Source organism: Sphingobacterium lactis (assembly GCF_051951495.1).
Taxonomy (GTDB): Bacteria; Bacteroidota; Bacteroidia; order Sphingobacteriales; family Sphingobacteriaceae; genus Sphingobacterium; species Sphingobacterium lactis_A.
Genome location: NZ_JBNHAS010000001.1, coordinates 1,062,801 through 1,075,257, shown reverse-complemented (window position 1 = coordinate 1,075,257; position 12,457 = coordinate 1,062,801). Strand labels below are relative to the sequence as shown.

The following is a 12,457-nucleotide window of genomic DNA, read 5'->3' as shown; positions in this document are numbered from 1 at the left end:
TAACTGTTTTTGTTTTTGGTTTAGGACGACTCTTTTTAACCAATAGAATTGAGATTGTTTTAGATAATATTTCTTTGTCTTTCCACCATACTTCTACCCTGTTTCCTTAGAGTTTGATTAGGGTTTGCTTAGGGTTGGCTTAGGGTTGGATTCGAGACTCTAACGGATCTCCTTCGGAACTTGTTCGGATCTCCTTCGGATCTCGTTCGGTTCCGACCGAACGAGATCCGAAGGAGATCCTTGTCAGATCCCTAGAAATTCCTTAGGGTTCACGAAGCTAACCCCTAGTAAACTATAGCTTAACCCCTTTTCATATCCAAGCAATTCTAATCTTGATAACAATCTTATTAGTTTTTAAGACCTCCTAGATTTCTTGCACGGCTAAATATTGACTGTCCCGCCTATTTTCAAGAGCTAACTGTCATTTTTTCTTGTCCTATTTTTTATTTAGAATATATTGAGAATCAATACTGTTAAAATGACAGTATCTTATTGGTTTTCACTGCCTTTATGGCATTTTTACTTTATAAAAACCTAAAGGCATCCCTTTTGTTAAATTGTTAATACAATTAAATTAGAAATAAAAAATACTGACTATATATGAATTTTAACAACTATACAATTAAGGCCCAAGAGGCCATACAAAAAGCTTCAGAAATAGCCGTGGGCAATCAGCAACAAGCGATTGAACCGGTTCATATCTTGAAAGCGCTATTAACGGTAGATGAGAACGTCGTTTCTCATTTGCTGAAGAAACTGAATGTCAATTTGAACTATGTGAATGCTGAGGTAGATAAGCAGATTGAAGCCTTACCTAAGGTAAGTGGATCTAATGTCTATTTGAGTAATTCCAGCACAGCTGTTTTACAAAAAGCACAGAGCTACCTTAAAGAGTTCAATGATGAATTTGTATCCATTGAACATATTTTATTGGCCTTACTATCCGCAAACGATAAAACTTCTGCTTTATTAAAAGATCAAGGCGTAAATGAGAAGGATTTAAAATTAGCCATCAAGGAATTACGTGGTAATACACGAGTAACCGATCAGAATGCCGAGGCAACCTATAATGCTTTAGGCAAGTATGCGCGTAATTTGAATGAATTTGCTGAATCTGGAAAGCTTGATCCTGTGATTGGGCGTGATGAAGAGATTCGTCGTGTTATGCAGATTCTATCACGTAGAACTAAGAATAACCCGATTTTGGTTGGTGAGCCTGGGGTTGGTAAAACAGCCATTGCTGAAGGTATTGCACATCGTATTATCAAGGGTGATGCGCCTGAGAATTTGAAGACCAAAACAGTATTCTCCTTGGATATGGGAGCTTTGATTGCTGGCGCGAAATATAAAGGTGAATTTGAAGAGCGTCTAAAAGCAGTAGTAAAAGAGGTATCGGACAGCGATGGTGAGATTATTCTTTTCATTGACGAGATTCATACCTTGGTAGGTGCTGGCGGTGGTGAGGGTGCAATGGATGCTGCAAACATCTTAAAACCGGCCTTGGCAAGAGGTGAACTACGTGCTATCGGTGCAACTACACTCAATGAGTACCAGAAATATTTTGAAAAGGATAAAGCTTTAGAACGTCGTTTCCAAAAAGTAATGGTTGATGAACCGGATACGCAAGATGCGATTTCCATCCTACGTGGATTGAAAGAACGTTATGAAACACACCATAAGGTTAGAATTTTGGATGAGGCGATTATATCAGCAGTTGAATTATCGCAACGCTATATCACCGATCGTTTCTTACCAGATAAGGCTATTGACTTGGTGGATGAGGCTGCATCTAAATTACGTTTAGAGATGGACTCCGTTCCTGAGGCTGTTGATGAGTTAGATCGTCGAATTATGCAGTTAGAAATCGAAAGAGAAGCTATTAAGCGTGAGAATGATGACAAAAAAGTAGCTGAGCTTTCGGAGAGTATTGCTAATCTAGCTTCCGAGCGCGACTCCTTAAAAGCGTCCTGGCAGTCAGAAAAGACTTTGGTGGATCAAGTCAACCAAGAGGCGCAAAACATTGAGGATTATAAGTTAGAAGCTGAACAAGCGGAGCGTGCTGGTGATTATGGTAAAGTAGCGGAATTACGTTACGGTAAGATCAAAGAAGCACAGGATCATGTGGAGCATTTAAAGAAAGAGCTTGCTGAGAAACAAGGTAGCAGCAGAATGTTGAAGGAAGAAGTAACTTCAGAAGATATTGCTGATGTGGTTTCGCGTTGGACAGGTATACCTGTAAACAAGATGATCCAATCGGAAAGAGAGAAGTTGTTGAACCTGGAAGAAGAGTTGCATAAGCGTGTTGCTGGACAAGAAGAGGCTATTGAAGCCATTGCAGATGCTATCCGACGTTCAAGAGCTGGATTAAGCGATGCAAAACGTCCAATAGGATCCTTCATTTTCTTAGGAACAACTGGGGTTGGTAAAACAGAATTAGCTAAAGCATTAGCAGAATTCTTATTTGATGATGAGCAAGCATTAGTGCGTATCGATATGTCTGAATATCAAGAACGCCATGCGGTATCACGCTTAATCGGTGCGCCTCCAGGATATGTTGGTTATGATGAAGGCGGTCAATTAACTGAAGCCGTTCGTCGTAGACCTTACTCGGTAGTATTACTGGATGAGATCGAAAAAGCACATCCGGATGTATTCAATATCCTGTTGCAAGTATTGGATGATGGTCACTTAACTGATAATAAAGGTCGTGTGGTGAATTTTAAAAACACCATCATTATCATGACCTCTAATACAGGATCGCATATTATCCAAGAGAATTTCTCGAAATTATTGGAAGGTAATCGCGATGAGATTGTGGCTAAAACCAAGGATGAGGTATTGGATCTATTACAGAAATCCATTCGTCCAGAGTTCTTAAACCGTATTGATGAAATCATCATGTTTACTCCACTTTCAAGAGATGAAATTGGTGATATCGTGAGGATGCAGTTTTCAAGAGTTCAGCATCAATTAGCCGAGCAGAATATCTTTATAACGGCTACAGATGAAGCATTAGACTGGTTAGCACAATTGGGATACGATCCAGTTTATGGAGCAAGACCTTTGAAACGTGTTATTCAAAAACGAATCCTAAACGAGCTGTCAAAAGAGATTTTGTCTGGTAAAGTTTCCAGAGATTCGGTGATTGAATTGGATACCTTCGATGGACAATTTGTATTCCTGAACAAAAACAAAGATCAAGAGAATAATTAAGTTCCTGCTTATTTTTAATAGAAAGGCTGTTTCATATCATGGAACAGCCTTTTCATTTTTAACAATAGGATTATATAAAAATGCCTAATTTTCAAGATAATTTTAGAAACATATATCATGGAAGCAAGAATGAATATTTCCGCTTTGGCTCCTCAGGGCTATAAAGCCGTAATAGCTATGGAAAACTATTTACACCAATGTGGTTTAGACAAGAAACATATTGAATTAATCAAAATCAGAGCTTCACAAATCAACGGATGTGCATTTTGCATTAATATGCATACAAAAGATGCCTTAGCAATGGGTGAAACGGCACAACGTATTTTTTTATTGGATGCTTGGCGCGAAACAAGTCTGTATAGCGAGGAAGAGCGTGTTCTGTTGGCTATGACAGAAGAGATAACGCATATTTCTCATTCAGGATTGACTGATGAAACTTTTAAGAAAGCTAAGGAAGTATTTGATGAGGCTTACATTGCCAATATAATTTTGGCTATTGCGACAATCAATGTTTGGAATCGTATTGCGATAAGTTCATTGACGCAACCTGCTTAAAACAAAAAAATGCTGCTAATGATTAGCAGCATTTTTTAGTTATTCATTTATTTTAAATTTCATTGGAGAAAAGGTATCTGATTTCATCACGTAAGTTATAGCGCGATGCCATCACTTCGCCATAGGCCCCTGCGGTGCGCAAGGCGATAAGATCTCCCCTTTCGGCGTATGGAAGCTCCACTTCCTTGCCAAAGCAGTCTGAACTCTCACAAATAGGCCCTACAACATCGTAGTTGATTTGCTGGGCATCAGAAGAGTCGCCTAATTTTTCAATCTTGTGATAAGCTTGGTATAATGCTGGACGCATTAACTCTGTCATACCCGCATCTAGAATCAAAAAGTTCTTTTTAACCCCGCTCTTTGTGTATAGAACACGGCTCACTAAAGTTCCAGACTGTGCAACTAAGGCACGGCCTAGTTCGAAATGTACTTCCTGATTTGGATTACGTTCTAAGAATTTATCAAATACTTCAAAATAAGCATTGAAATCAGGCATTGGATTCGTGTCAGGTTGGTAATAATCTACCCCTAAGCCACCACCTACATTAAGTACTTTAATGGTTGTACCGCGCTCCTCGAACCAGTTTTTCCATTCATTTACCTTAACACAGAGACTCTTAAATACATTCATGTCGGTTATTTGTGAGCCAACATGGAAGTGAAGTCCTAATAAATTCACGTTTTCACAAGAACGTAGGACTGCTGCTGCATTTTCCAGTTCTGAATTGGGTACTCCAAATTTATTCTCATCCAATCCAGTAGTAATGTAATGGTGCGTATGTGCATCCACATTTGGATTGATGCGCAAAGATATATTGGCTTTAACACCAACTTTCCCTGCTAACTCATCGATGATCAGCAATTCTTGGATAGATTCTACGTTAAAGGCGAATATATTTTCCTTTAATGCCAGGATGATTTCTTTATCGGACTTTCCCACGCCAGCAAAAGTGATTTGCGATGCTGGGAATCCCATATCCAGGGATTTTTGTACTTCATTGCCACTTACACAGTCTGCTCCAAATCCTTTGGATTGGATCAATTGCAAAATGCGATCATTAAAGTTTGCTTTTAAAGCATAATGTATATGAAATCCATACTTATCAGCTGCAGTTTTTGCGGCATCCAAGGTATTAGCCAGAAGCTCCATGTCGTAATAATACAATGGAGTTTCAAGCGATTTCAAGCGGTTTAGATCAACTTGATGTATATTCATTTCAGGTTAAAATAATCTATTGTGTAAAGATCTTAAGGCTTCGGTTTTGTGACTTGAATCCAATAGTATGGAAACATTGTAATCCGAACCACCATAAGAGATCATTCGTAATGGTAAGTGTTTTACAGCATCCAATACACGTGCTGCATAGCCATGCATATTGGCTCCAAAATCACCTACAATACAGATGATAGTTTGATTTTGATCGACACTTACAGATCCAAAATCTTCGACCTCACGAATAATGTCAGTAAGGTTTTTAGTGTCATCAATGGTTAAAGAAACAGCAACCTCTGATGTAGTGATCATATCAATCGGTGTTTTATACCTTTCGAAGATCTCAAAAACCTTACGTAGGAAACCATATGCCAATAACATACGAGAAGAATGAATATGGATAGCAGTAATTTCATCTTTTGCGGCAACAGCACGAATAGCACCTTTTTGTCCACCATCTTTAGAAATCAAGGTTCCATAAGCTTTTGGATCCATGGTGTTTAGGAGACGAACAGGCACATTATATCTTTGTGCTGGGAATACACTTTGTGGGTGAAGGATTTTGGCACCAAAGTATGCAAGCTCTGCTGCTTCATCAAAACTCAAGTTGGCAATTGGTGTCGTGTTTTTTACGATTCGAGGATCGTTGTTGTGCATGCCATCGATGTCAGTCCATATTTGAACCTCATCTGCCTGTATTGCTGCTCCGATTAAAGATGCGGTATAATCTGAACCACCACGACGAAGATTGTCAATTTCACCGAAGAAATTTCTACAGATAAAACCTTGGGTAATGAATAAAGTATTGTCTGGGTGTTCAGCTAAGATAGCTTCTAGTTTTTCTTTGATAAATGGAACCAACGGTTCATTATCCTCATCAATTTTCATGAAATCCAATGCCGGTAATAATACGGAAGGGATTCCTTTCTCTTGTAAGTAAAGATGCCACAAAGTAGTGGACATCAATTCTCCCTGAGCCAAAATGATTTTTTCTTCAATTGGTGTGAAAAGATCATTAGAAAGTGAACTAATGAGGTTAAAGTGATAATCAATTAATTCCTTGCCGTGCTTATATCCGTTCTCTGTGCTGAAGAGTTCCTTGATCAAGGCTTCGTATTTATTCTTATGATCAATGATTAACTGTTTGGCCTCGTCCTTCTTACCATTTAGGTAAGCTTTTCCGATTTCAACTAGTACATTGGTAGTTCCAGCAACAGCTGAGAGCACCACAATTTGACGTTCCTCTGGATTGACAATGTCAGTTAGCCCTTTGATACGTTCAGCACTTCCTACGGATGTTCCTCCGAATTTTAGAATTTTCATATCTACTTTATAAAACTTAATTTTTTTGCGGGTGTGAATATAAGTGTTTTCATAAAAAAAGCGGCACAAATGCCTTAAAAGGTTTTGTGCCGCATAGTATTTTATGCGGAAGAACTACTTCTTCAGGTTCTCGATCAATAATTGAGCGAGCTCCTCACCTATTCTTTCTTGCGCTTCATTGGTTGCTGCACCAATGTGTGGCGTCAAGGAAATTTTCGGGTGGTTCAATATCTCAGCACGCGGTGTCGGTTCGCTATCAAAAACGTCCAGACCTGCAAATGAAACCTTTCCACTGTTTAATGCATCCACTAATGCCAACTCATCGATAACCCCACCACGAGAAGCATTGACTAGACCTACACCGTCTTTTAATAGTGCAAACTCTTCTTTTCCAATGACCGGTTTGTCCGTGAATGGCACATGTAATGAGATGAAATCAGCTTTAGCAAATACCTCTTCAATTTCACCTTGTGTAACAGGAACTTCTACTTGTAAACCTCCTGAAAGCGTTAGGGTAAGTGATTTAGGGCCTTCAAATAGATCGGAGTAAATAACATCCATTCCTAATCCTAAGGCGATTTTCGCTGTTTCTCTTCCAATCCGACCAAAGCCTACAACACCTAAGGTTTTTCCTTGAAGTTCAGATCCAGCAGCATAAGCTTTTTTCAAAGCACCAAACTGGGTAGAACCCTCAACTGGCATCTTACGGTTGGCATCAAAAAGGAATCGAACGCCGTTTAATAAGTGTGCAAACACCAATTCGGCTACAGAGTGAGATGAGGCAGCAGGTGTATTAACAACAGCTATACCCTTGCTTAATGCGTAATCTACATCAATATTATCCATTCCAACTCCACCACGACCAATAACTTTAAGATTTGGACATAGGTCGATTAGAGCTTGTCTAATTTTTGTTGCGCTACGGACAGTAACAGCATCGTATTCGTTCAAGCGAGCTGCTAGTTCTTCTTGCGGTATGTGATTGGTGTCGACTTCAAAGCCGGCATCCTCTAATATTTTTTTGCCGATGGGATCAATACCATCGTTTGCTAAAATTTTCATTAATGTACTTATTGGTGATTTTCTTCAAATTCGCGCATGGTATCAACCAATGCATTGATGGAGCTAATGGTTAAAGCATTGTAAATAGATGCCCTAAATCCACCTACTGAACGGTGACCTTTAATACCTACTAAATTACGCTCTTTAGCTAATGCTAAAAATTCAGCCTCTAATTCTGGGGTATCCATTACAAAAGTCACGTTCATTCTGGAGCGATCTTCTACCGCTGCAGTTCCTTTGAAGAAAGGATTACGATCGATTTCATCGTATAAAATACGAGCTTTGATGATGTTTTCTTGTTCAATAGCCTCTACTCCACCTTTGGCTTTTAACCAGCGAAGGTTTAGCATGGACACGAAAATTGAAAATACTGGAGGTGTATTGTACATGGAGCCAGCTTTAGCATGTGCTTCATAGTCAAAAATGTTTGGAAGTGTTCTTCCGGATTTGTGAAACAAATCGTCTTTGATAATTACCAATGTTACTCCTGCAGGTCCCATGTTTTTCTGTGCACCGGCATAAATCAGATCATACTGCGAGATATCAATGCTGCGGCTTAAAATATCCGAAGACATATCTACAACAGTAGGAACTGCTGTTTGAGGTTTTTCAAATACTTCTGTACCATAAATGGTGTTATTGGAAGTATAGTGAAAATAGGAAGCGTCCGAAGGAATTTGATAATTCTTCGGGATATAAGAATAGTTTTGATCGCTAGAAGATGCGACAATCTCTACTTGTCCTATCTTTTTTGCTTCTTTGGCTGCTTTGGTAGCCCATACGCCCGTATCCAAATATGCTGCTTTTCCGTTTTCAGGAAGCAAGTTCAAAGGAACCATAGCAAATTGTTGACTAGCACCGCCCTGTAAGAAGAGAATAGAATAACCCATAGGGACATTCAATAATTCTCTTACCAATTGCTCAGTCTCCTTTACTACTTCTTCAAACTCTTTGGAACGGTGCGAAATTTCTAAAATAGATAAACCCGTATTGTTGAAATCAATCACTGCCTGAGAAGCCTCTTGGAATACTTCTTGTGGCAAAATACAAGGTCCTGCACCGAAATTATGTTTCATTATTTACTGTTAATTTGTTTAAAATGAGGTAGATAATTGCGAGTGGTGAACAAGCATTATCTTAAGAAAGTCCAAAGGTAAAATATTTTTAAAAATTTTTAAAGTAATTTCCTCATTTGTTTAAAATATTTTAAAACAAATCATACTTTTCTATCATTTTGTCATAGAATTGAAATAAAAAACCCCATTATTCATATAGAAAATTCTACTAACAATTTGGATTTCTTGTGGATATTTTTAATGGTTTTAATAGTACCTAATGCGATAAAATTTATGTATCTTCGCCTTCTAAGTGTCTGCAACAAAACCGGGCACTTTATTGTTTGATCGAAACCAAAAAATAATGGCTGAAGAAACAGAAAACGAAAACAACTTAGTTCCTGCTGAAAACAGGATAATCCCGATCAATATTGAAGACCAAATGAAAGCTGCCTACATCGACTACTCGATGTCAGTTATCGTTTCTCGTGCATTACCTGATGCACGTGATGGTTTTAAACCAGTACACCGCCGTGTGTTATATGGTATGTTGGATTTAGGGGTAACCAGTGGAAAACCATTTAAGAAATCTGCACGTATTGTCGGAGACGTATTAGGTAAGTATCACCCACACGGCGATACTTCGGTTTATGATACGATGGTTCGTATGGCCCAGGATTGGTCTTTGCGCTATCCATTAGTGGATGGACAAGGTAACTACGGTTCTATTGATGGTGACCCACCTGCAGCTATGCGTTATACGGAGGCAAGGCTTCGTAAGATTGCTGAGGAAATGTTAGCTGATATCCAAAAGGATACCGTAGATTTCCAGTTGAACTTTGATGATTCGTTGCAAGAGCCAACGGTATTGCCAACACGTATTCCAAATTTATTGGTAAACGGTGCATCGGGTATTGCGGTGGGTATGGCCACGAATATGGCTCCTCATAACCTTACTGAGGTTATCGAAGGTACCATAGCTTATATCGATAATCGTGATATTGAGATTTCAGAACTAATGACTTTTGTTAAAGGTCCTGACTTCCCTACCGGTGGATTGATCTACGGTTATTCTGGTGTTAAGGATGCTTTTGAGACTGGTAGAGGTCGTATTGTAATGCGTGCTAAAGCGGAGATCGAAACAACTAAATCTGGTAAAGAAATTATTGTCGTTACAGAGATTCCTTATCAAGTGAATAAGGCAGAGATGATTAAACGTACTGCTGATCTTGTTCATGAGAAGAAAATTGAAGGAATATCTGAAATTCGCGATGAATCGGCCAAAGATATCCGTGTGGTTTATGAGATTAAACGTGATGCCAATGCAAACGTGGTATTAAATAACCTATATAAATACACCGCATTACAGACTTCATTCTCGGTAAATAACATCGCTTTAGTAAAAGGTCGCCCGCAATTAATGAATCTTAAAGATATGATTCATGAGTTCGTGGAGCACCGTCATGATGTAGTAATCCGTAGAACAAAGTTTGAATTAGCTGAAGCAGAGAAAAGAGCGCATATATTAGAAGGTTATCTAATTGCCTTAGATCACTTAGATGAGGTTATTAAATTAATCCGTAATTCGGATACACCTGAAGATGCTCGTGTTGGATTAATGGAGCGTTTCGGTTTATCAGATATACAAGCTCGTGCTATTCTAGATATGACTCTAAGAAGGTTAACCGGACTAGAGCGTGATAAGATTAAAGATGAATATGCGGAATTAATGAAAACCATCGAATACTTAAAAGAGGTATTGGCGGATGAAGCTTTACGCTTTAAAATCATTAAAGAAGAATTAGAGGAGGTTAAGGAGAAATTTGGAGATGAACGTCGTTCTCAAATCGTGCATTCTGCTGAGGATATGCGTATGGAAGACTTTATCGATGATGAAGAAGTGGTTATCACGATTTCACACAACAGTTACGTTAAACGTACTCCATTAACCGAATACCGTCGTCAAGGTCGTGGTGGGAAAGGAGCCATTGGTTCTTCTACCCGCGATGAGGACTTTACAGAACATATTATTACGGCATCTGCACATAACTACTTATTGTTATTTACAGAGGCAGGACGTTGTTTCTGGCTACGTGCATTTGAAATTCCAGAAGGTAGCCGTACTTCAAAAGGACGTGCGCTTCAGAATATCATCAATATTCCTAAGGATGAGAAGATCAAGGCCTACATCAAGGTGATTAACTTGAAGGACAAAGATTACTTAGAGAATAACTATATCATCATGTGTACGAAGAAGGGTACTATTAAGAAAACTTCTTTGGAGGCATATTCACGTCCAAGAGCGAATGGTATCAATGCGATCAATATCAATGAGGGTGACCAATTGATTGAAGCGACATTGACATCAGGAACCAGTGAAATTGTGATGGCTTTACGTTCAGGTCGTGCGATTCGTTTCAACGAATCAACTGTTCGTCCAATGGGTAGAACAGCGACTGGAGTACGCGGAATTACGCTTGCGCATGAAAAAGATGAGGTTGTTGGCATGATTAGTGTTAATGATCAAGAGACCACTGTATTGGTAGTTTCTGAAAAAGGATTTGGAAAACGTACCGATATTGAAGATTACCGAATTACAAACCGTGGTGGTAAAGGTGTAAAAACCATTAACGTTACGGATAAGACCGGTGAGTTGGTTGCTATCAAAGGCGTTACTGATGAGGATGATTTGATGATCATCAACAAATCTGGTATTGTCATTCGTATTGGCGTTGAGAGTCTACGTGTAATGGGCCGTGCAACTCAAGGGGTGAAATTAATCACTCTGAAAGAAACTGATGAGATTGCTTCTATTACAAAAGTTGATCGACAAGAAGAGGAAGAATTTGATGGCGAAGAAACAGAAAATCAATCTGAAAATAGCTCAAGTAATCCTGAGAATGAAGAACAAGAATAATCTATTAACAGGAGCGTTAGCTTCTCTATTTGTATTATTTTCACTTGCTTCCTTTGGGCAATCTGCCTATAAGGAAGCAAGTAATGCTTTTGCCCTATATACCCAAACTGGGCAAATCAAGAATTTAGATAATGCCATGAAGCAACTTGGCAATATCTATAAGACAAAGCGTGATTCCTCAAAATCCAAAGTAAATGTATTACGTGCAATGGTTTTGAGTTCTATCGCTTATGCTGATTCCAGCAGGACTATCAAAACAAATATCAACAAAGACCCTATCGATTTGACGATTCAAACTTTAGATTTGATTTCTTCTAAAGATAAGGAAGGTTATCCTGGTGAGTTAGATTATGTGAAACAGAATCTAGCAGCAGCCTTGATTACTCGTGCAAATAAGTCTTTGAAAGATAGTAAGTTCGATGCGGCATATCAAGATTTTACTAAAGTAAATGAATTGAATGCGAAGTCTGAAGATGTGACTTATAATTTAGCATTATTAGCTAGTAAAACTGGTAAGCTTAAAGAATCAGTGAATTTCTATAAATCCATTATAGATTCGGAAAAAGCTACTGCTAATCAATACATTGAGCTCGCTAATTTATATGATAAACAAGGTGAAAAGCAATTGGCTCTTTCCACATTAGAAACGGCAAGAACCAAGTTTCAAGATGATAAAGCAGTTTTATTTTTACTGATAGACAAATATTCTAAGAACAAAGCATATGATGCAATTGTTCCTTTAATAGGATCTGCATTAAAATATGAACCTGAGAATGTTGAATTGAATTATTTAGCAGGATATGCAAATGAAAATGCAAATCAGATTCCGGTTGCCAAGACGTATTATGAGAAGGTATTGGAATTGGAAGCTAATAATTTTGAGGCAAACCTCGCTTTAGGTTTAATTTATTTAAAGGATTATCTAGCAGATTCTGAAAATCAAGAGGCGCAATACCATGCTCAAAGTTTTTTACTGAAAGCAAATGAGATTAAGCCTTACGAGATCAATGCATTAAAATCATTGGCCATGTATTATGAAAAGGCTAATGATGCAACGCAATTGGATCGTGTGAATATGTTGTTGAATCAATTATCTAATTAACAAACAAAAATATATAC

The 12,457-nt window shown here is 38.4% G+C and carries 8 protein-coding genes; 4 read left to right on the top strand and 4 right to left on the bottom strand.

The features are described from left to right. The first annotated feature begins 600 nt into the window (after positions 1-600). Together clpB and ACP6L2_RS04555 are read left to right on the top strand one after the other, a co-directional pair. The gene (clpB, locus tag ACP6L2_RS04560; protein ID WP_440508118.1) at positions 601-3,213 is read left to right on the top strand and encodes an ATP-dependent chaperone ClpB; all 2,613 of its coding nucleotides are present in this window, start codon (positions 601-603) and stop codon (positions 3,211-3,213) included. A 117-nt stretch (positions 3,214-3,330) separates the two neighbouring features. Next, entirely contained in the window at positions 3,331-3,768 is a 438-nt protein-coding gene (locus tag ACP6L2_RS04555; RefSeq protein WP_440508117.1) for a carboxymuconolactone decarboxylase family protein, read from the top strand. A 52-nt stretch (positions 3,769-3,820) separates the two neighbouring features. Here ACP6L2_RS04555 and lysA read toward each other — a convergent pair whose 3' ends face one another. The 4 genes from lysA to serC form a co-directional block, all read right to left on the bottom strand. Beyond that, positions 3,821-4,984 (bottom strand): diaminopimelate decarboxylase, encoded by a 1,164-nt coding sequence (gene lysA / locus ACP6L2_RS04550; RefSeq protein ID WP_440508116.1) that lies wholly within the window; start codon positions 4,982-4,984, stop codon positions 3,821-3,823. Positions 4,985-4,990: 6 nt separating this feature from the next. Beyond that, positions 4,991-6,304, bottom strand: a complete 1,314-nt coding sequence (locus ACP6L2_RS04545) for an aspartate kinase (protein WP_440508115.1) — start codon at positions 6,302-6,304, stop codon at positions 4,991-4,993. A 114-nt stretch (positions 6,305-6,418) separates the two neighbouring features. Continuing rightward, the gene (locus ACP6L2_RS04540) at positions 6,419-7,366 is read right to left on the bottom strand and encodes a D-2-hydroxyacid dehydrogenase (protein WP_440508114.1); all 948 of its coding nucleotides are present in this window, start codon (positions 7,364-7,366) and stop codon (positions 6,419-6,421) included. Positions 7,367-7,374: 8 nt separating this feature from the next. Continuing rightward, positions 7,375-8,442: a 3-phosphoserine/phosphohydroxythreonine transaminase gene (gene serC, locus ACP6L2_RS04535; protein ID WP_440508113.1), complete on the bottom strand. Its 1,068-nt coding sequence runs from the start codon at positions 8,440-8,442 to the stop codon at positions 7,375-7,377. Positions 8,443-8,785: 343 nt separating this feature from the next. On the opposite strand from serC, the gene gyrA reads away from it, so the two are divergent. Continuing rightward, a complete protein-coding gene (gene gyrA, locus ACP6L2_RS04530; protein WP_440508112.1) occupies positions 8,786-11,338 on the top strand; it encodes a DNA gyrase subunit A in 2,553 nt (850 codons plus the stop codon). Continuing rightward, positions 11,322-12,440, top strand: a complete 1,119-nt coding sequence (locus ACP6L2_RS04525; RefSeq protein WP_440508111.1) for a tetratricopeptide repeat protein — start codon at positions 11,322-11,324, stop codon at positions 12,438-12,440. The genes gyrA and ACP6L2_RS04525 overlap by 17 nt, the downstream gene beginning before the upstream one ends. Positions 12,441-12,457 lie beyond the last annotated feature (17 nt).